Here is an 18,309-nt window from a genome sequence, read left to right on the forward strand (position 1 = left end):
GGCCGTCCCGCTGACGGCCCAAGCGGATGCGCAGTCCGCTGCGAAGCCGCAGTCCTGGCGGCCGCTGCTGCTGCAGCTGGCCGGCATTGCGGTGGCCTTCGGGCTGCTGGTGCTGTGGCTGAACACCGCCGAGCTGAGTCCCACGGAGCGGACCACGCTGGATCCGGCCGCACTGTGGGCCTACACCGTGGAGCACCTGCTGCTCACCGGGGTGGCCGCGGTGATTGTGCTGGTGGTGGCCATTCCGCTCGGCGTCCTCCTGACGCGCGGGCCGCTGCGCCGGCTGACCGGTCCCGTGATGGCGCTGGCCAACATCGGCCAGGCCGCACCGGCCATCGGGTTGCTGGTGCTGCTGGCGTTCTGGCTCGGCTTCGGGTTCTGGGCCGCGATCACCGCCCTGGTGGTCTACGCCCTGCTGCCGGTCATGCGCAACACCATGGTGGGCCTGGAACAGGTGGATTCGCGGGTGGTGGAGGCCGGCCGCGGCGTGGGCATGAGTTCCGCCGGTGTGCTGTTCCGGCTCGAACTTCCCCTGGCCGTGCCCGTCATGCTTTCCGGCGTGCGGACCGCCCTGGTGCTGCTGGTGGGAACCGCCACCCTGGCCACGTTCGTCAACGGCGGCGGCTTGGGCATCCTCATCACCACCGGGGTGAACCTGAACCTGGAAACCGTGCTCGTGGCGGGGGCGCTGCTGGTGGCCCTGCTGGCGCTGGTTGTCGACTGGATTGGCCGCCTGGTGGAACACGTCGCCCGGCCGAAGGGACTCTGATGAACCGGCTCTCCAACCCGTACCTGCGCCTGGCCGCGGCCGGAACCGCCGCCGTCGGGCTGCTGCTCTCCGGCTGCGGACTGCAGCCGGCGGACTCCTACGTGCCCGACGCCGAGCCCGGCTCCATCCAGCCCATCGAGGGGCTGCCGGAGAACGCGCCGCTGACCGTCACCGGCAAGAACTTCACCGAACAGCTCATCCTGGGCAAAATCTCGGTCCTGGCCGCCAAGGCCGCAGGGTTCGACGTCACCGACCTGACCAACATTCCCGGCAGCCAGCCGGCGCGCGAACTGATGGTTTCCGGGCAGGCGGACATGACCTGGGAGTACACCGGGACCGGCTGGATCGCCTACCTGGGGATGAGTGAGGGGATTCCGGACAAGCAGGAGCAGTGGCAGGCCGTCCACGACGCGGACCTGGCCAACGGACTGACCTGGGGCGATCCGGCGCCGATGAATAACACGTACGCCTTCGCCATCCGCAGCGAAGCGGCCGAAGAACTGGGGGTCAGCAAAATCTCCGACATCGCGTCCCTGCCGGTGGAGGAGCGGACCTTCTGCCTGGAGGCGGAGTTCAACTCCCGTCCCGACGGCATGAACCCGATGCTGGAGAAATACGGCATCCCGCGCGGCTCCGCAGACGGAGTGCCGGATGCGAACATCGGCATCTATGACACCGGTGCCGTGTACTCGGCCACCGACGCCGGCGAATGCAACTTCGGCGAGGTGTTCGCCACCGACGGGCGCATCGACTCGCTGGGACTGACGGTGCTGGAGGACGACCTGGCGTACTTCCCGGCGTACAACGGCGCCCCCGTCTTCAATTCCAAGGCGCTGGAGGAATACCCGGAGCTGGTGGACGTGTTTGCGCAGATCACCCCGTTGCTGACGGACGAGGAACTGCGGAAGATGAACCTGGAAGTGGATGTCAACGGCAAGGAACCCGCTGACGTGGCCTATGACTGGATGGTGTCCAAGGGGCTGATCACCGCGCCGGAATGAGCCGGGCGGTCTGCGTGGCGAGGCAATCCCCTGCCGGTTTGGGAATCTGCTGCCACTTTGGGAAATCCCTCCGCTGCGAACCGGCAGGGATTTCCCAAACCGGCAGGGATTTCCCAGACTGGGCGGAAACGCGCCGCCGGGGCACCGGTGCGGGCTGGAACGGGCGTTCAGTGTGCAGATAATGCTCCCCGGGCGGACCGTAGGACGCGTTATCTGTACTATCAACGCAAAACGTTGCCCTAGGAATGGAGCCCTGCCGTGGCCCTGCCCGAAATCCTTGGACCGCATCGCGTGGACGATGCCGCGAATCTGCTGCACCGCTACTACACGGAGAAAACGACCACCGGGTCAATCCGCACCGGCGCACGCTTCGATACCTGGGCCGGGGGCGGCGACGCCCCGGGCGTCGTGAACACCGTAACCGCCGATGACCTGCTGGCACTGTCGATGCTGAGCGTTGAAGTGAAGGGTCCGGCAGTCATCGGCCTGCTGGAGACCCATGCCGCGGACATCACCCGCCTGCTCGAGCAGATCCCGGCCGACGTCGACATGGCAGAGGTGAAGCCGGAGGAATTTCCCCGCCTGTACGGCAAGGACAGCGCCGCCTGGCAGCTCTGGGACCTGGTCCGCGGTTACAAGGGCGGACAGTGGAAGATGGGCCCCACCAAAACCAGCAAACTGCTCGCCCGGAAGCGGCCGAAGCTGATTCCCGTTTGGGATTCCGTGGTTTCCCGTGCTGCCGGGCTGACCAGCTCCCTGACGTACTGGGGGGAATGGCACGGGCTGCTCACGGCGGACGACGGCGCGCTGGCCCGGCGGCTGGACAAGGTCCAGGAAGCGGCGGAGCTTCCCGCACCCGTCACCATGCTCCGCGCCATGGACGTCATCCTCTGGATGGACGGCAAGCAGCGCGGCTTCCGGCGCACCGGCGGCGACGACGAGTAGGCCGGCGACGACGAGGGCAGCCGCGAAAGCACCTGTGGACAACACCGGGACCGGTGGGTTCGCAGGCTAGCCTGCCCCCATGGAACCGCGTCAGGGCGTCAAAGCGTCCGCTTTCGCCACCTTCGTTGTCGTATGCCTTGGCATATTGATCGTTATGCAGGCCGGGGGGGTTCCTGCTGGTGCTCGCCACGGGCAATACCCCGGCTCCGGTCGGCGTCCTGCTGGGCGCCGCGATGACCTGTTATCTCGCCTGGCTGGTCCTGCTGATGCGTTACCTGCTCGCCTGGCGCAGCGACCCCTCGCTCCGTTTCGGGTCCAGCCGAAAACGCTGGACCGCGGTTCTGCTGCCCGCAACCGCGGTGCTGCTGGTACTCGCCGTGCTGGCCATGCAGCGGTGAGGCCGTTTAGTGCCCATAGGTAAACACCGTCACCCCGCCCGTGGCGAAATTGGGGATGTCGGCGTTGGCCAGCTGCCCCTCGGCGGTGGTCAGGGCTTCCTGCATGGCCGGCTCGTCGTCGAAATCGGCCTCGAAGATCGCGAAATACGGAGCCATGCTGTCCGGCGCAGCCAGCCGGTCGGACGAGCGGGAGCTCCGGATGCCGGGAATGTTGCGGGCCAGCGGCAGGTGGATGGCAGCGAAGTGGCGGCGGAATGCCTCGTAATCCACCGGGTGTCCGTAGAGGACAACAAGGGTGTGCATGCGGTGCAGGCTAACGCCGACGACGACGGCGGGCCAGAGTGCCGGTGCCGCCTGGGAGATGAAATAGAAGCGGAAAAAGCGGAAAGCCGCCAAAGCCGCGATTTACGCCAAGACTTAGCCCGGCTACAGACACCTGGCGCCACTGATGAGTGCGGGGCCCGACATCAGGGCGCACCCTTTCCCAATAAGTTACTGAGCGGTAATATAGCGGCCATGCACCTGATCCTCCGTACCCTCCTGGTCCTCTTCCGCGCCCGCCGCCGTTCCAAGCTGGGGTTCTTTGACACCTCCTCGCTGCCGATGCGGGTACTGCTCACGGACATCGACGTGGCCCGGCACCTGAACAACGGGATGTACCTGTCCCTGATGGATCTGGGCCGCTTTGACCTGCTGGTCCGCAGCGGCATGTGGGACCTGATGAAGAAGAACAAGTGGGGACCGGTGGTGAACAACGAGACCATCAGCTTCCGCAAGTCGCTGCAGCTGCACCAGCAGTACACGATTGAATCGAAGATCATCGGCTTCGATGACCGTGCTATCTACCTGGAACAGCGGATGGTGGTCGACGGCGAGATCTACGCCAGCGCGCACATCGGCTGCCGCTTCCTCTCCTCCGAGGGGCCGGTGAGCAACGAGGAAATCTTCAAGAAGGTGGGCGCCGTGCCGCCGTCGGACCTGGTGCTGCCGGAGTGGGTCAACGAGTGGCGGGCCAATGTGGCCCTGCCCAGCACCCGGCGTCCCGCCCCGCACACCTGGTAAAAACCGCTGCCATCCATGCACCGGTGCGCCGGGTCCCTCCGGTGATTGTCCGGCACCGTTGACACCCCCGCACCCCGGGCAGAACCTAGAAGCAGCAGGGGGATAGGGACAGGGGTGTTCGGTGAAACTAACGGTGAATTCCTTTCTGTCACTCGACGGCGTGATGCAGGGACCCGGCGGCGCAGATGAAGATACGTCCGGCGGATTTACCTCCGGCGGCTGGATGATCCCGCACATGAACGCCGAGGTGGCCCGCATAGGCGGTGAGTGGTTCGGCCACGGGGATGCCCTGCTCCTGGGCCGGAACACCTACGAGCTGCTCCACCCCTTCTGGGAAGCGGACACCGACCCGTTCGATACGGTCGCCTCCCACATCAACCACATGCCGAAGTACCTGGTCTCATCCACCGTGGAGAATCCGGGCTGGAACAACACCCGCCTGATCCGCGGCGACGTGCTGCACGGGGTGGAGGAACTCAAATCCCGCGGCTCGGGAGAAATCCAGGTGCACGGCAGCTACCAGCTCGCCCGGTCCCTCCACGACGCCGGGCTGGTGGACGCCTACCGGCTGATGGTGCTGCCGGTGACGGTGGGGCAGGGCAAGCGGTTGTTCGAGAATCCGTCCGACCTGGGGCCCTTCACCCTCACCGACAAGGAAACCACCGCGTCCGGCGCCCTCGCTGTGACCCTGACCCGCAAGGAAAAAACCTTCCTTTAGCGAGAACTCTTTTCCGCGATGCGATAAAATCGCGGGAGAGCCTCAGGAGGGTCAACCATGGCAGAACGAGCCGCCGGATCAGGCGTGCAGTCGGTGGAACGTGTCTTTGAACTGCTGGAACTGATCGCCGACGCCGGCGGGTCGGTGACGCTGAGCGAGCTGGCCGCCTCAGCGGCGCTGCCGCTGCCCACCATCCACCGGTTGCTGCGCACCCTGGTGGGCCTGGGCTACGCCCGGCAGCTGCCCAACCGCCGCTACGCCCTGGGCCCGAAACTCATCCGGCTGGGTGAAGGCGCCAACCAGCAGCTGGGTGCCCTGGCCCTGCCGCAGTTGAAGGAACTGGTGGACCAGCTGGGGGAGACGGCCAACATGGCGGTGCTCGACGCCGACATGGTGGTCTACATTGCCCAGGTCCCGTCCCCGCACTCCATGCGCATGTTCACCGAAGTCGGCCGCCGCGCGCATACCCATGACACCGGCGTCGGCAAGGCCATCCTGGCCCAGCTGCCGGACGAGAAGGTCCGCGGCATTGTGGCCCGGGCCGGCATGCCCACGCCCACCGGGCACAGCCTGGGCAGCGTTGACGCCCTGCTGGCCGATCTGGCCCGGATCCGGGAACGCGGCTACGCGGTGGACGAGCAGGAACAGGAACTGGGCGTGCGCTGCTTCGCCATGGCGGTTCCCGGAGCTCCCACGCCTACGGCCGTATCGGTCTCCGGTCCGGTATCCCGGGTGGATGAGGCGTTTGCGGACCGTGCCGTGCCGGTGCTGCGGAGCGTGGCGGCACGGATTTCCACGGAACTGAACCGGGCCGGGTAAGCCGCGTCGGCTAACCACAAGGACAACGGGAAAGGGCAGGAACCGCGGCTGCGGTTCCTGCCCTTCCTTAGTAGTGGTGCGAGGTGATGCGGTGGTGCAGTGGAACTAGTGCTGGCTGCGGCGGGTGCCCATGATCAGCATGCCGATCGGGACCAGCAGGAGCAGCAGCGGGATCAGTACGGCCAGGATCTTCGGGGAGGTAAGGATCTCGCCCGGAGTCAGTGCCGTGGTGCTGGCCCGCATGGTGTCGGCGCCGTCGGCGATCTGGCCGTTGCCGTCCGCCAGGGTCTTGCTGCCGTCGGCGAGCTTGCCGTTGCCTTCAGCGAGGTCCGAGGCGCCGGTCTTCAGTTCCTTGGTGCCTGCGGTCAGGGTCTTGCCGCCGTCGTCGAGCTTGGTGACGCCCTCGTCCAGGGACTGGGTACCGGTGTTCAGGCGGCTGGTGCCGTCTGCCAGGGTGATGGTGCCGTCGTAGATCTTGAAGTTGCCGTCGGCCAGCGTGTACGCGCCGGTCTCGAGCGTATCCAGGCCGCTGTAGAGCGTGCCTGCACCGGCGGCCAGCTGGCCGTTGCCCTGTGCGAGGGTTCCTGCGCCGGTGCGCAGCGTCTGCACACCGGCAGCGAGCTTGTCCACGCCATCCTTGACCTTGCCTGCACCCGCAGAGAGTGATTTAGCTCCGGTCTGAATATCGCCGGTGCCTGCGTTGAGGGCCTGAGTGCCGGCGTACAGATTCTCCGACCCCTTCTTCAGGCCCGGCTTCAGCTCGGTTCCATCCCCGAAGTCAATGCCAGTCTTGATTGCTGCAATACCGCCAGCGGCCTTTTGGACACCTGCATCAAGAGTCTTAGTTCCGGCTTCGAGTGTCGTGATGCCGTTGACGAGAGTGTTTGCCCCGCTTGCGAACGTGGGTGCGCTAGCAGCGAATTTGGGGAGGACATCCTTAACGTTCTCGTAGGAGACGTTGTACAAAACAGCGTCCGTCGACACCCGGGCACTTGCTGCACTTGCCGCATTAGCCTCGGCGGAAATTGCGTTCAAACGTGCTGTGAGGTCTGCAGGCGAAAGTGTGGCTGCGTCTACGGCCAGCTGGTCCGTGAGCGCCTTTACCCGGTTCGAGGCAGCAGTCGACGCGTCTGCATTAGGTACAATCCTTGCGGCAGCATCACTCATCGGTTGACCGTTGGCCTGGAGGAGGCCTGCGCCAGCCCCCAACGCGAGCCCATTGTCAATGACGCCCAGCAGCTGAGCACCATTTTTCAAATCTGTAGCGCCCTTTGCTAGGTTTGCCGATCCCTCAACCAGTGCGGGCCCTCCGGCTGCCAATTGATCGACGCCGCCTTTGATCTCCAGGACGCCGTTCTTCAGTCGAAGGGCGCCAGCTTCAAGATCCTCGGCACCCTTCTTGACCTTGCCAGCGCCATTCGACAGGTCCGTACCGCCTGCGGCCAGAGCAGGAACGCCAGTCTCAGGGTCATTCAACTCGGCCATACCGGCGGACAACTGGTCTGCACCGGCAGCAAGCTGGTTGGCACCCTGTGCGGCGCTGTTGGCACCGTTGGCCAGCGTGCCGGCACCCGTGCGGGCGTTGGTGGCACCGGCGGCAAGCTTGTTGGCGCCGGTGTTGGCGGCTTCCGCGCCGGTGAGGAGCTTGGCAGCGCCTTCATCCAGGCTGACTGCGCCTTCCTTCAGGGTGGTGACGCCAGCCTTGGCGGTGGAGATGCCGGTGGCGAGCGTGTTGGCGCCGGTGTCCACCTTGGCGGAGCCGGCGGCTACCTTATCGGCACCTTCCTTGGCCTCTGCTGCGCCTGCCTGCAGGTCGCCGGCGCCGGTGTTCGCGCGCTCAGCGCCGTCGCTGAGCTCCGTGGCGCCGGCGGCAACCTTGCCGGTAAACAGCACAAAGAAGGCCAGCAAGAGGATCAGGAACAAGGCCAGGAGTGCGGTTAAAAGTGTGTGCGGGCGGGAAGTGGCACGCCCGGACGTGGAACTCGTCATTGAATATCCTTTTTCTGCTTCATGCTGTCGAGACTGACTGGGCTGCGTGCAGCACGCCTGTAGGCGCAGCCTTCGCGGTGCGACGGGCCCGGCCCGTTATCCGCCGAAATAAAACAGCGGGACCGGACCGGACGAGTGTGATGTCTGTTACATCTAAGCTACCCAGCGGTAACAAAGCAAGGCTTTTCGAAAATTAGTTACCGAGGAGTAGGTTGCGCGGTATGTTTCCGTCCGCTAATGCGAAAACGCGTGTCGCACCGGGACACGGCGCCCGCACAGGCGCATCCTGACTCCTGACGCACGAGTCCGACAATGACGCCGTTCGACAAGGGAGTCCGCATGAGTTGGCTGGAGCGCAACCGCACCATCGCCCCGCCGGGCTTCAACCGCTGGCTCATCCCGCCGGCAGCCCTGGCCGTCCACCTGTGCATCGGCCAGGTGTATGCCACCAGCGTCTATAAGACGGCCCTGGTGGACTACTTCGGTACCAGCCTCACCCAGATCGGCATCATCTTCTCCATTGCCATCGTGATGCTCGGGTTGTCCGCCGCCGTGATGGGCACCTGGGTGGACGCCAACGGGCCCCGGAAGGCGATGTTCGTCTCGGCCATGTTCTGGGTGGGCGGGTTCCTGGTGGGCGCCGTTGGCATCTTCACCCACCAGCTGTGGCTGCTGTACCTCGGCTACGGGGTGATCGGCGGCATCGGCCTGGGCATCGGCTACATTTCCCCGGTCTCCACCCTGATCAAATGGTTCCCGGACCGACCCGGGCTGGCCACCGGCATGGCGATCATGGGCTTCGGCGGGGGAGCGCTGATCGCCAGTCCGCTGTCCTCGGCCCTGCTGGCGTTCTTCGACCCGGAGTCCGGCACCCCCGGCTGGGTGGCCAGCGGCGACGCCGTCGGAAAGCTGTTCCTTACCCTGGCGGCCCTGTACCTGGTGTACATGCTCTACGGGGCCGCCACCATCCGGGTTCCGGCCGCCGACTGGAAGCCGGACGGCTTTGACCCGTCCGCCGTCGCCGCCAAGTCCCTGGTGACTACCAACCACGTCTCGGCGGCCAACGCCATCAAGACCCGGCAGTTCTGGCTGGTCTGGATTGTGCTGTTCTGCAACGTGACGGCAGGTATCGGCATCCTGGAACAGGCCGCGCCCATGATCCAGGACTTTTTCCGCCAGCCCGACGGCGCGTCCCTGGTGACCGCCGCCGTCGCCGGCGGGTTCGTAGGACTGCTTTCGATTGGCAACATGGGCGGGCGTTTTGTCTGGTCCGCCACCTCGGACCTGATCGGCCGCAAGCGCATCTACATGCTGTATCTGGGCGGGGGTGCGGTGCTCTACACCCTGCTCTCCTTCTTCGGAGACACATCCACCATTCTCTACGTGGCCCTGGCCTTTGTGATCCTGTCCTTCTACGGCGGCGGGTTCGCCACGGTTCCGGCGTACCTGCGGGACCTGTTCGGCACCTTCCAGGTGGGCGCCATCCATGGACGGCTGCTTACCGCATGGTCTGCGGCGGGCATTGCCGGACCGCTGATCGTCAACTCATTCCTCGACGCACAGGGCACACCCGGGGAACTGACCGCGGCCGCGTATTACCCGGCACTGCTGACCATGGTGGGCCTGCTGGTGGTGGGCTTCATCGCCAACCTGCTGGTCACCCCGGTCTCCTCCCGGTTCCATGAACCGGAAACCGCGCCGCCGCCCGCGGCACAAACCGCAACCCCGGACGGAGAGCACGCATGAACAGCAAAGTCATGGTGACAGTGAGCTGGCTGCTGGTGGGAATCCCCCTGGCCTACGGGGTCTTCCAGACCGTCAGCCGGGCGTCGGCGCTCTTCGGCTGACGCGGCTGAATGAAAGCCGCTTTACTGATCGGCGCCCTGGGGCCGCTTGGAATCTTTCGCGTCCTTGCCAGCCGTCACGACATCCATCAGCAGGGACCAGAGCACTCCCGCCACCGCCATCACCACGCGCGGTTTGGCCGCCCCGCGGCGGACCAGCCAGGCTTCCACCCGTGCATCCAGGGCCAGGGTCAGTGCCATGATGCCGCTGACGGCGGCGCCCGTCACCACAGCCAAACCGGTGAGGGCGATCGCCGGCTTCCGTGAACGGGGTCCGGGCACGCTTGTGGCCAGGTAGGCCGGCCCGGCTACCGGGCCGGCGGCAGGGACCGCCGCTGCGCCGTCGGGCCCCGGCATGTTCGGGGTGACCAGGTCAACGGTTTCAGCCGCAGCCAGTTTCCGTCCCTTGCGCAGGCCCGCCCGGACTGCCACCGCGCTGATGGCCCCGATGGCGGCACCCGGGGCCACTATGTAGGCCCGGCGCCACGCGGGCGACCAGTCGGCGGGCCGGGACAATTCGGTGGCCCCGGCGATGGCGGCAAGGATGAGTGACTGGGGAAGCTTTTTCATGGCCCCACGCTACCTGACGGCCGGGCCCGGGAACCGGGCCGTTACGCCGTCGTTCCGGAAACCCGGGTTACAGCGGAGCCGGCGCCAGCCCGGCGAACCCGGCGGCGCTGCGGAGCAGCTGCGGCACCCCAGCTTCCAGGGACGGGGCAAATTGGGTGTCATGGGGCCGTTCCCCCTTGAGCCAGCGGGTGTAGATGGCTTCGCAGAAAATGGACGCCTTCCACAATGCCAGCGCCTGGTACCAGGGCAGGGCGTCCAGATCCAGATCCGTCCGCTCCCGGTACGCGTTGATGACATCCGCCCGGGTGAAATAGCCGGGATGGCGGGTGACGCCGGTCAGCTCCAACGGGGTGGACTCACTGCCCGGTTCCGAATACGTGGCGGTGAGGTAGCCGAGGTCCGCCAGCGGATCGCCGATCGCGGACATTTCCCAGTCCAGGACGGCAATGACGCGGGCCGGGGCGGAGGGGGCGAACATCAGGTTTCCCGGACGGTAGTCCCCGTGCAGCACGGCGGCGGCCTGGCTGGCGGGAACGTTGTCCGCCAGCCACGCGGCGATCCGGCCCACTTCGGGCAGGTTCCGGGTGGTGTTGATGTCCCAGAGGCCGGAGAACCGCGCCACCTGGCGCTGCAGGTAGCCCTCCGGCTTGCCGAACTTCGCCAGCTCCCCGCTGCTGACGTCCACGGCGTGGATCCGGACCAGGGTGTCCACCACGGCGTCGCTGGTGGCCCGGCGTTGGTCCATGGAGGCCAGTGCCTCCGGGATGCGGCTGGTGATGACCAGCCCGTCCAGGTACGCCATGACGTAGAACGGCACTCCGAGCACCGTTTCGTCCTCGCAGACCGCCAGGATTTCCGGCACCGGAACACCCTGCCCGCGCAGCAGCTGCTGGATCCGTGCCTCGCGGACCATGTCATGCGTGGAGCGCGGCAGCGGCGGGCGCGGCCCGCGGCGGAGCACGAAGTCCTCGGCACCGCGGCGGATCCGGTAGGTGATGTTGGACTGGCCGTCGCCGATGGATTCCCAGGACAGCGGCCCGCTGCCCAGGTTATGGGCGTCGAAAAACGCGGTGACCTCGTCCAGGATCAGCAGCGGCGGGGAGGCCAGCGCCTCCGCGTCGGCGCGGGTGGCTACAACTTCACGGCCGTCGGGGGTGGTGTACATGAATCTCAGGCTTTCGCGTCGGCGGGGGAGGCGGCGTCGTCGTGTTCCGCAACATCGGCAAGATAGGGGGCACCGTGTTCCACCTCGCGGCGGCGGCCGGCGGATGCGCGGCGGGCGATGGCCCATTTGTGGGTCTCGTTGGAACCGTCGTAGATGCGGAAGGCACGGACCTCGTTGAGGTAGGAGGCCAGCGGCAGCCGGTCCGTCACGCCGTCGCCGCCGCACAGCTGCAGGCTGCGGTCGATCACCCGGTACACCGCCTCGGACGTGTGCGTCTTGGCCACCGAGGACAGCGCCGAGCCGGCCTTCGCATCGGTCTCCAGCAGGGCGGCGGTCTTGGCGATGATCGCGTCGGAGGTCTCAATATCGATCACGGACTGCGCGATCATTTCCTGCGCCAGCCCCAGCTCGTTCATGACCGAGCCGAAGATCTCCCGCCGGTTGGTGCGGTCCAGCGCAATGTCCAGGGACCGGCGGGCCAGCCCGAGCCAGCGCATGCAGTGCGTAAGCCGTGCCGGACCGAGCCGCACCTGGGCGTAGCGGAAGCCTTCCCCGGGGGCACCCAGCACGGCGTCGTCGGGCACAAACACGTCCTCGAAGTGCACATGCGGGTGTCCGCCGCCGATGGCCCGGTCCATGGTGTGCAGCTGTTCCCCGATCCGCACGCCGGGGGCATCCATGTCCACCAGCAGCATGGTGGCGCCGGCCGGCGCGCCGTCCACCGCATCCGTACGCACCATGGCGATGCAGAACGCCGCGTTGTTGGCCCCGCTGGTGAAGCGTTTGTGGCCGTTGATCCGCCAGCCGCCGTCCACCTTCTCCGCCCGGGAACGCAGCGCGGCCGGATCGGAGCCGGCGCCGGGGTGCGGCTCGGTCATGCCGAAGCAGGAGCGGGCCTCCCCGGCCACCAAAGGTGCCAGGTAGCGGCGCTTCTGCTCCTCGCTGCCGATCAGGTTCAGCATGTGCATGTTGCCCTCGTCCGGGGCCATGCAGTTCAGGGCGGAGGGGCCGAACAGCGAGTATCCGGCCTCCTGGAAGATGGGGGACCAGTGCTGCAGCGGCACCCCCTGGCCGCCGTATTCCTTCGGTGCGTGCGGGGCGAAGACCCCGGCTGCCCGGGCCGCGGCGCGCAGTTCCGCCAGCAGTTCCTCGGGGATTACGACGCCGGGAGCCGGTTCCGCGGGCATCACCGTGCCGCGGATGAATTCACGGGTGCGCAGGCGCAGGTCTTCGATTTCCGGAGGCAGGGATGCGGTGGTCATGGTCTGGTCCTTTGGCTGGAAGCGGTTCCGGTGGGCGGAGGCGGGCGGACGGATGTCCTAGGCGGAACCGCCGGCCACCAGCAGGCCGCCGTCGAGGTTCAGGATCTGGCCGGTGACCCAGGCGGCGTCGTCGGAGACCAGGAACGCCGCCGCGCCGGCCACGTCTTCGGGGGTGCCGAGCCGCTTCAGCGGGTAGGTGGCGCTGACCTTCTCCTCGCGGCCCTCGTACAAGGCGCGGGCGAAGGAGGTTTTCACCACGGCCGGTGCCATGGCATTGACCCGGACGGTGGGGGCCAATTCCACGGCCAGGGTGCGGGTGAGCTGTTCCACCGCTGCCTTGCTGATGCCGTAGAAACCGATGCCGTGCGCCGGGGTCTGTGCCGAGACGGAGGAGAGGTTCAGTACCGATCCGCCGCGGCCGGTGAAGTCCAGGGCCGGGTGGGCGCAGACGGCCTGCACCCAGGCCAGGGTGCCGAGCACGTTCACGTCCAGGATGCGTCGGGCGGCGTCCGGATCCAGCTCCGTGAGCGGGCCGTAGACCGGATTGATGCCGGCATTGTTGACCAGGATGTCCAGCCGCCCCCAGGTCTGCGCCACGGTGTCCAGCACCTCGGCCCGGTGGTCCGGGTCATCGGACTTGCCGGCCAGGAACAGCACGGTGCCTTCGGGGAACTCCGCGGCGGCCTCCTTCAGCGGGCCGATATTGCGGGCGGTGATGCAGACCGTCGCCCCGTCGGCTACCAGCCGGCGGGCGATCGCCAGACCGATGCCGCGGCTGGCGCCGGTGACGACGGCGGTTTTGCCGTCGAGCGGAGGCCGGCCGCCCGGCGTCGTACCCGGTGTGTGCTGTTCCGCTGCCTGATCCGCCATCTGCTCCGCCGTTTCCACTGCCCGGAGTGCTGCCCGAGCTTCATGTACTACCGAGCGACCGCTCGGTATGGGTAGTCTGGTGCAGGCCTGCAAGACGTGTCAAGGGTCACACCATCGAAACGAGCGAAGGGATGCCATGGGTACCGCGCCGATCCAGCCCGACTGGCGGGACTTTTCCGTCCCGGTCCTGCCGCCGCTGCTGGGCGCCGCGCTGGAATGCTTCCTGGAGCACGGCTACCACGGGACCGCCATCCGTGCGGTGGCCACCCGTGCCGGGCTTTCCGTGCCCGGGCTGTACCACCACTACCCGTCCAAGCAGGCGCTGCTGGTAGGCATTGCCGAGTCGGCCATGGCGGACCTCTATGCCCGCAGCACGGCGGCCCTGGCCGAGGCCGGATCCGACGTGGAGGAGCGCTTCGCGCTGCTGATCGAGTGCCTGGTGCTGGTGCACGCCTACCGCTGGGAGCACGCATTTATTGCCGCCAGCGAGATCCGCAGCCTGGAGCCGGCCGCCCGGGCACGGCACATCGCCGCCCGCGACCGGCAGCAGAAACTGCTGGATGACGTGGTGGCAGAAGCGGTCCGCAGCGGCCGGTTCGCCGCCCCGCACCCCAAGGACGCCAGCCGCGCGGTGACCACCATGTGCACGGGCGTGGCCTCCTGGTACCGCGCCGGCGGACCGCTCAGCCCCGAGGAGCTGGCCGGGCGGTACGTACACATCTGCCGCGGTGCAGTGGGAGCGGCCTAGCCCCGGCTAGCGGTACCGGCGGTGCAGGTTCTCCTTCTGTTCCTCGCCGCGCGCCGTTTCGGAGATCCACGGGCCGGTGCCCTCGGAGGCATCCAGCACGCCGTCCTCCAGCCACGTGTAACGCCCGGCCATCACGCCCTTGGACAGTTGCCGGTCGGCGTCGTCTGAATTGCGCCAGAGCTCATCAAAGAGGGCCTCGATCCGCACCCGCGACTGGGCGCCGAACGCGTCCGCCAGCTCAAACGCGCTCCGGCCCTCCTCCGGATCCTCGCGCCGGATGTTCATTGCGCGGACGCAGGAGGCGGAGATGGCGAAAATCTCCGCACCGATGTCCACAATCCGGCCCAGGAACACCTGCTGGTGCTCCAGCCCGGCCTGCCAGCGGGCCATGCCGTAGAAGGTGGACCGTGCCAGCCGGCGCGAGGCCCGCTCGGCAAAGCGCAGGTGACGGGCGAGGATCCCGAACTCGGCGTACGACGTCGGCACGCTGCCCTTGCCTGCCGCCAGGGTGGGCAGCCACTTGCCGTAGAAACCGCTGGCCTTCATGGCCGCCTTCGCCTTGGCTGCCAGCGGTGCGTCCGCCACGGCCAGGTCACCGGCGGCGGACAGGTGCGCATCCACGGCTTCGCGGGCAATAAACAGGTGCATGATTTCGGTGGAGCCCTCAAAAACCCGGTTGATCCGCAGGTCCCGCAGCTGCTGCTCGGCCGGCACCGCACGCTCTCCGCGGGCGGCCAGCGAGTCCGCGGTTTCGAACCCGCGGCCGCCGCGCACCTGCACCAGTTCATCGGCAACGTTGTACGCCATTTCACTGGCCCAGAGCTTGGCGAGCGCTGCCTCGATGCGGATGTCCTTGGTGCCGGCGTCGGCCAGCTCGGCGGACAGTTCGAAGACCGCTTCCAGGGCGAAGCTGGTGGCGGCAATGTAGGCCAGCTTTTTGCCCACCGCTTCATGCCGGCCGATGGGCCGGCCCCACTGTTCGCGCGCACCCGACCAGCCGCGGGCGATCTTCAGCGACCATTTGCCGGCCGCCGCGCACATGGCCGGAATGGACAGGCGGCCGGTGTTCAGTGTGGTCAGGGCAATCTTGAGGCCCTGGCCTTCCCGGCCCAGCCGGTTGGCCGCCGGCACCCGGACGTTGGTAAACCGGGTGACGCCGTTTTCGATGCCGCGCAGGCCCATGAAGTTGTTGCGGTTTTCCACGCTGATGCCGTGGGAGGACATCTCCACCACAAACGCGCTGATGCCGCCCTTGGACTCCCCGTGCGGGGGAACGGCGGCCATCACCACCACCAGCTCGGCAATTACCCCGTTGGTGGTCCACAGCTTCACCCCGTCAATGACGTATTCGCTGCCGTCTTCGGAGGGGATGGCCGTGGTGCGCAGCCGTGCCGGGTCCGAGCCGACGTCGGGCTCGGTGAGCAGGAACGCCGTCACCGCCCCGGCTGCGCAGCGCGGCAGGTATTCCTCTTTCTGTTCCTCGTTGCCGAAAACCTTCACCGGTTCCGGCACCCCGATGGACTGGTGGGCGGAGACCAGCGCCCCCATGCTCGGGTGCACGGAGCCCAGGATCATCAGCGCCCGGCCGTAGTTCAGCAGCGAGAGTCCGAGGCCGCCGTAGTGCTGCGGGATCTTGATGCCGAAGACGCCCAGGTCCGCCAGGCCGCGCAGGTACTCGTCCGGGATGACGCCGGTGCGCTCGATCAGGCGGCCGTCCAAGGTGCTGCAGTATTCCGTCAGCGCCTCAAGGAAAAGGCCGGCCCGGGATTCCTCCGCCGGGTCCGGGGCGGGCAGGGACCGGACCAGGTCCAGGTTGTAGCTGCCCAGGTAGATGCCCTTGGCGAAGCTGGGGCGGGATTCACCGGTGTCGCGGGCCGCTTCGGTGGCGTTGCGTGCGTCCTGCTCGGTGACCACGCGTTCCTTGATTTTCCGGGAGCTGCTGTCCGGGCCGGAGCCCTGGGCAATATCAGTGGTGCTCATGGGATTTCTCCTCTGTTTTGGCCGCGTGGAAGGGCGGCCCCGGCTCACTGTGGGGACCATGCTACGCCGCGGTAGCTAAGGGTAAAGAGGGTTCGCGGCTAATGTGGGGCGCAGGCAGCATTGCCGTGGGAATGCACCTCCAACGGGTGGAAAATCGGCGGCAGTCCAATGCAAAGGAGACGGTTATGGCTTGGGTGGAGCACGAACGCACGGAATTGGTCCGGACACTGCGGGAGGCCGATCCGCTGGCGCCAACGCTGTGCGAGGGCTGGGACGTGCGCCGGCTGCTGGCGCACCTGGTGCTGCGTGAGCAGGCGCCTTGGAAAATCGCGGCCGACGCGGTGCGCCGGCCCAAGCCGGGCCAGGAGAAACACCTGGGGGCTGAGGCCGCCGCTGCCGGCACCCCCGAGGGCTACGCCTCATTGGTGGAACGTTTCGCTGCCGGTCCGGCCCGTTTTTCGCCGTTCCGGCTGGACGCCGCGAACCTGGTCGAATACGTCATTCACCATGAGGACATCCGCCGCGGTGCCGGTGCAGCAGCACCACGTGAGCTGCCGGCCGGTCAGCAGCAAGCGCTCTGGAAGCAGTTGGGCCTGATGGCCCGAATGGGCTACCGGAGCAGCCCGGTGGGCGTGGAACTGGCTGTGCCCGGTTTCGGCCGGCGCCGGGTCCGGGCCGGTGACCCGTCCGTGCTGGTCTCCGGCAACGTGGTGGACCTTGCGCTGCACGCGATGGGCCGGCGGGTTGCGGCCAACGTGAGCGTGGAAGGCAGCGGGGAATCCGTGCGTGCGTTCCGCGCGTGGAGCGGCGCCTAACCCGACCCCGGCTTGACAAGTACCCCCTGTATGCCGTTGAAATAGTAAGCACACTTATTTTTAGCGGAGCTGGATCGCCTACCAAGACGTATCAATGACGTAGAGGGAAGCAGGAAGATGCCGAACGAGGGGGATTGGGAGCCTGTGCGGTTGCTCTCCACCGCTGCACGGCTGGTGCGACGGGAAGCAGACAACAGGCTGCGCGAGGTAGGACTGACGCAGGAGCGGGTAACGGTGCTGAGGGTGCTGCTGGCCGACGGGCCCATGCGCCGCGCCGAATTGGCCCGGCGGCTGCGCGTCACCGCGCAGACGCTGGGTACGTCGCTGGCGAGCATGGCCGGGCAGGGCCTCGTGGAAGAGGTGGCACCCGGAACCGCGGGCCGCAGCGGCCGGCAGGTGGTCATTTCCGAACGCGGGCAAAAGCTGCTGGCGGACGCGGAAAACCTGGAGCAGGGAACATCCATGGCCGGCATTGGCCCGGAGCTGCGCATGGAGCTGATCGCCCTGATCCGCGGCCTGGAACCGGCCCGGCAGTACAAGGCCCCGGTGGAGCCTGCGGCGGGGCCCGCGGCGGGCTGAGGCCTTCGCCGCTGCGGCAGGCAACGAGCCTCCGGGCCGGGTAACGTGTTGACCTAAGAGCAGCACGTACGGCCTGGTGCCGGGAAGGAATGGCATGAGCGAGGGTATTCGGGTTGCCGGAGTTGATGAGATCGATGAGGGCGAGGCGCTCACCGTGGACGCGGAAACCGCGGGCACCGCTGATGACATTGCCGTTTTCCACAGTGATAACGGAAACTTCTACGCGCTGAATGACACCTGCACCCATGAGGAAGCCTCTCTTGCAGAGGGCTGGATTGAGGGCGACGAGGTGGAATGCCCCATCCACTCGGCGCGGTTCTGCCTGCGGACCGGCGAAGCGCTGTGCCTGCCCGCCCTGGTCAACACCCGCGCGCACCGGGTTGAGGTGCGCGACGGCGAAGTATGGCTCTACCCCAACCAGGCTCCGCAGGACGCGTGAGCCCCGGGACAGTCCCCGCAGCAATTGCCGTAGTGGGCGGCGGCATCGCCGGCTTCAGTGCGGTGCGCGAACTCCGGCGCCAGGGCTACACCGGCGCCCTGCACCTGGTGGACCCCGCCGGGCTGCCCTATGACCGGCCGCCGTTGAGCAAGACCTTCCTGGCCGGCACCCTGGACCGTCCACGCCTGGAGCTCGCCCCGCAGGACTGGTACCGCGAACACGGCATCAGCCTCATTACGGACACCGCAGTAAAGCTCGACCCCGGAAGCGGCCTCACCCTGGGTTCCGGTGCCCGGCTGCCGGCCGACGCCGTGCTGCTGGCCACCGGCGCGCGGG

General features: G+C 67.3%; 21 protein-coding genes. 14 read left to right on the top strand and 7 right to left on the bottom strand.

What is annotated here, in order from left to right:
- Positions 1-10: 10 nt before the first annotated feature.
- The 4 genes from AC5RUF_RS15240 to AC5RUF_RS15255 all read left to right on the top strand — a co-directional run bounded on the left by AC5RUF_RS15240 (position 11) and on the right by AC5RUF_RS15255 (position 3,113).
- Positions 11-769 carry an ABC transporter permease gene (locus AC5RUF_RS15240; protein ID WP_494131169.1) on the top strand — a complete coding sequence of 253 codons (759 nt, stop codon included), beginning with the start codon at positions 11-13 and terminating at the stop codon, positions 767-769.
- On the top strand, positions 769-1,770 hold the full coding sequence (locus AC5RUF_RS15245) for a glycine betaine ABC transporter substrate-binding protein (protein ID WP_494131155.1): 1,002 nt from the start codon (positions 769-771) through the stop codon (positions 1,768-1,770). The genes AC5RUF_RS15240 and AC5RUF_RS15245 overlap by 1 nt, the downstream gene beginning before the upstream one ends.
- A gap of 258 nt (positions 1,771-2,028) precedes the next feature.
- Positions 2,029-2,715 carry a DUF6308 family protein gene (locus AC5RUF_RS15250; RefSeq protein WP_494131156.1) on the top strand — a complete coding sequence of 229 codons (687 nt, stop codon included), beginning with the start codon at positions 2,029-2,031 and terminating at the stop codon, positions 2,713-2,715.
- Positions 2,716-2,894: 179 nt separating this feature from the next.
- Positions 2,895-3,113, top strand: coding sequence for a hypothetical protein (locus AC5RUF_RS15255; protein WP_494131157.1), 219 nt, complete (start codon positions 2,895-2,897; stop codon positions 3,111-3,113).
- 6 nt (positions 3,114-3,119) lie between these two features.
- On the opposite strand, the gene AC5RUF_RS15260 is transcribed toward AC5RUF_RS15255, so the two are convergent.
- On the bottom strand, positions 3,120-3,509 hold the full coding sequence (locus AC5RUF_RS15260) for an EthD family reductase (RefSeq protein WP_494131158.1): 390 nt from the start codon (positions 3,507-3,509) through the stop codon (positions 3,120-3,122).
- 120 nt (positions 3,510-3,629) lie between these two features.
- On the opposite strand from AC5RUF_RS15260, the gene AC5RUF_RS15265 reads away from it, so the two are divergent.
- The 3 genes from AC5RUF_RS15265 to AC5RUF_RS15275 all read left to right on the top strand — a co-directional run bounded on the left by AC5RUF_RS15265 (position 3,630) and on the right by AC5RUF_RS15275 (position 5,712).
- The gene (locus tag AC5RUF_RS15265) at positions 3,630-4,175 is read left to right on the top strand and encodes a thioesterase family protein (RefSeq protein WP_493996621.1); all 546 of its coding nucleotides are present in this window, start codon (positions 3,630-3,632) and stop codon (positions 4,173-4,175) included.
- Positions 4,176-4,308: 133 nt separating this feature from the next.
- Positions 4,309-4,893 carry a dihydrofolate reductase family protein gene (locus tag AC5RUF_RS15270; protein ID WP_493996622.1) on the top strand — a complete coding sequence of 195 codons (585 nt, stop codon included), beginning with the start codon at positions 4,309-4,311 and terminating at the stop codon, positions 4,891-4,893.
- A gap of 57 nt (positions 4,894-4,950) precedes the next feature.
- Positions 4,951-5,712 (top strand): IclR family transcriptional regulator, encoded by a 762-nt coding sequence (locus AC5RUF_RS15275; protein ID WP_494131159.1) that lies wholly within the window; start codon positions 4,951-4,953, stop codon positions 5,710-5,712.
- A gap of 105 nt (positions 5,713-5,817) precedes the next feature.
- Here the strand turns inward: AC5RUF_RS15275 and AC5RUF_RS15280 are convergent, their stop codons facing one another.
- Positions 5,818-7,701 (bottom strand): hypothetical protein, encoded by a 1,884-nt coding sequence (locus AC5RUF_RS15280; RefSeq protein ID WP_493996624.1) that lies wholly within the window; start codon positions 7,699-7,701, stop codon positions 5,818-5,820.
- Positions 7,702-8,040: 339 nt separating this feature from the next.
- On the opposite strand from AC5RUF_RS15280, the gene AC5RUF_RS15285 reads away from it, so the two are divergent.
- Both AC5RUF_RS15285 and AC5RUF_RS15290 read left to right on the top strand, forming a co-directional pair.
- Complete coding sequence (locus tag AC5RUF_RS15285) at positions 8,041-9,447, top strand: OFA family MFS transporter (RefSeq protein ID WP_494131160.1); 1,407 nt, start codon at positions 8,041-8,043, stop codon at positions 9,445-9,447.
- A complete protein-coding gene (locus tag AC5RUF_RS15290) occupies positions 9,444-9,548 on the top strand; it encodes an MFS transporter small subunit (RefSeq protein ID WP_493996626.1) in 105 nt (34 codons plus the stop codon). Before AC5RUF_RS15285 ends, AC5RUF_RS15290 begins: the two co-directional genes overlap by 4 nt.
- A gap of 21 nt (positions 9,549-9,569) precedes the next feature.
- Here AC5RUF_RS15290 and AC5RUF_RS15295 read toward each other — a convergent pair whose 3' ends face one another.
- From AC5RUF_RS15295 to AC5RUF_RS15310, 4 genes are all read right to left on the bottom strand, one after another.
- On the bottom strand, positions 9,570-10,115 hold the full coding sequence (locus AC5RUF_RS15295; RefSeq protein ID WP_494131161.1) for a hypothetical protein: 546 nt from the start codon (positions 10,113-10,115) through the stop codon (positions 9,570-9,572).
- A 67-nt stretch (positions 10,116-10,182) separates the two neighbouring features.
- Positions 10,183-11,280 carry a phosphotransferase family protein gene (locus tag AC5RUF_RS15300; RefSeq protein WP_493998518.1) on the bottom strand — a complete coding sequence of 366 codons (1,098 nt, stop codon included), beginning with the start codon at positions 11,278-11,280 and terminating at the stop codon, positions 10,183-10,185.
- A gap of 5 nt (positions 11,281-11,285) precedes the next feature.
- The gene (locus AC5RUF_RS15305) at positions 11,286-12,542 is read right to left on the bottom strand and encodes an acyl-CoA dehydrogenase family protein (RefSeq protein WP_494131162.1); all 1,257 of its coding nucleotides are present in this window, start codon (positions 12,540-12,542) and stop codon (positions 11,286-11,288) included.
- Positions 12,543-12,599: 57 nt separating this feature from the next.
- Entirely contained in the window at positions 12,600-13,412 is an 813-nt protein-coding gene (locus AC5RUF_RS15310; protein ID WP_494131163.1) for an SDR family oxidoreductase, read from the bottom strand.
- A 136-nt stretch (positions 13,413-13,548) separates the two neighbouring features.
- Here AC5RUF_RS15310 and AC5RUF_RS15315 point away from each other — a divergent pair, with 136 nt between their 5' ends.
- The gene (locus tag AC5RUF_RS15315; RefSeq protein WP_494131164.1) at positions 13,549-14,160 is read left to right on the top strand and encodes a TetR/AcrR family transcriptional regulator; all 612 of its coding nucleotides are present in this window, start codon (positions 13,549-13,551) and stop codon (positions 14,158-14,160) included.
- Positions 14,161-14,166: 6 nt separating this feature from the next.
- Here the strand turns inward: AC5RUF_RS15315 and AC5RUF_RS15320 are convergent, their stop codons facing one another.
- A complete protein-coding gene (locus tag AC5RUF_RS15320) occupies positions 14,167-16,140 on the bottom strand; it encodes an acyl-CoA dehydrogenase family protein (RefSeq protein ID WP_494131165.1) in 1,974 nt (657 codons plus the stop codon).
- Positions 16,141-16,325: 185 nt separating this feature from the next.
- Between AC5RUF_RS15320 and AC5RUF_RS15325 the strand changes: the two genes are divergently transcribed.
- The 4 genes from AC5RUF_RS15325 to AC5RUF_RS15340 all read left to right on the top strand — a co-directional run.
- Positions 16,326-16,955 (top strand): TIGR03085 family metal-binding protein, encoded by a 630-nt coding sequence (locus tag AC5RUF_RS15325; protein ID WP_494131166.1) that lies wholly within the window; start codon positions 16,326-16,328, stop codon positions 16,953-16,955.
- Between the two features lie 117 nt (positions 16,956-17,072).
- Positions 17,073-17,534, top strand: a complete 462-nt coding sequence (locus tag AC5RUF_RS15330; protein WP_494131167.1) for a MarR family transcriptional regulator — start codon at positions 17,073-17,075, stop codon at positions 17,532-17,534.
- 94 nt (positions 17,535-17,628) lie between these two features.
- Positions 17,629-17,973: a bifunctional 3-phenylpropionate/cinnamic acid dioxygenase ferredoxin subunit gene (locus AC5RUF_RS15335; RefSeq protein WP_493999227.1), complete on the top strand. Its 345-nt coding sequence runs from the start codon at positions 17,629-17,631 to the stop codon at positions 17,971-17,973.
- A partial coding sequence (locus AC5RUF_RS15340; RefSeq protein ID WP_494131168.1) for an FAD-dependent oxidoreductase occupies positions 17,970-18,309 on the top strand: 340 nt, incomplete at its 3' end. The genes AC5RUF_RS15335 and AC5RUF_RS15340, both read left to right, overlap by 4 nt.

Source organism: Arthrobacter sp. Y3224198 (genome assembly GCF_059090025.1).

What these genes read in the sequence shown, in the direction of transcription:
- AC5RUF_RS15245 (WP_494131155.1), top strand. Translation starts at nt 769, where the DNA reads ATGAACCGGCTCTCCAACCCGTACCTGCGCCTGGCCGCGGCCGGAACC.
- AC5RUF_RS15265 (WP_493996621.1), top strand. Translation starts at nt 3,630, where the DNA reads ATGCACCTGATCCTCCGTACCCTCCTGGTCCTCTTCCGCGCCCGCCGC.
- AC5RUF_RS15275 (WP_494131159.1), top strand. Translation starts at nt 4,951, where the DNA reads ATGGCAGAACGAGCCGCCGGATCAGGCGTGCAGTCGGTGGAACGTGTC.
- AC5RUF_RS15280 (WP_493996624.1), bottom strand. Translation starts at nt 7,701, where the DNA reads ATGACGAGTTCCACGTCCGGGCGTGCCACTTCCCGCCCGCACACACTT.
- AC5RUF_RS15285 (WP_494131160.1), top strand. Translation starts at nt 8,041, where the DNA reads ATGAGTTGGCTGGAGCGCAACCGCACCATCGCCCCGCCGGGCTTCAAC.
- AC5RUF_RS15290 (WP_493996626.1), top strand. Translation starts at nt 9,444, where the DNA reads ATGAACAGCAAAGTCATGGTGACAGTGAGCTGGCTGCTGGTGGGAATC.
- AC5RUF_RS15295 (WP_494131161.1), bottom strand. Translation starts at nt 10,115, where the DNA reads ATGAAAAAGCTTCCCCAGTCACTCATCCTTGCCGCCATCGCCGGGGCC.
- AC5RUF_RS15300 (WP_493998518.1), bottom strand. Translation starts at nt 11,280, where the DNA reads ATGTACACCACCCCCGACGGCCGTGAAGTTGTAGCCACCCGCGCCGAC.
- AC5RUF_RS15305 (WP_494131162.1), bottom strand. Translation starts at nt 12,542, where the DNA reads ATGACCACCGCATCCCTGCCTCCGGAAATCGAAGACCTGCGCCTGCGC.
- AC5RUF_RS15310 (WP_494131163.1), bottom strand. Translation starts at nt 13,412, where the DNA reads ATGGCGGATCAGGCAGCGGAACAGCACACACCGGGTACGACGCCGGGC.
- AC5RUF_RS15315 (WP_494131164.1), top strand. Translation starts at nt 13,549, where the DNA reads ATGGGTACCGCGCCGATCCAGCCCGACTGGCGGGACTTTTCCGTCCCG.
- AC5RUF_RS15320 (WP_494131165.1), bottom strand. Translation starts at nt 16,140, where the DNA reads ATGAGCACCACTGATATTGCCCAGGGCTCCGGCCCGGACAGCAGCTCC.
- AC5RUF_RS15325 (WP_494131166.1), top strand. Translation starts at nt 16,326, where the DNA reads ATGGCTTGGGTGGAGCACGAACGCACGGAATTGGTCCGGACACTGCGG.
- AC5RUF_RS15330 (WP_494131167.1), top strand. Translation starts at nt 17,073, where the DNA reads ATGCCGAACGAGGGGGATTGGGAGCCTGTGCGGTTGCTCTCCACCGCT.
- AC5RUF_RS15335 (WP_493999227.1), top strand. Translation starts at nt 17,629, where the DNA reads ATGAGCGAGGGTATTCGGGTTGCCGGAGTTGATGAGATCGATGAGGGC.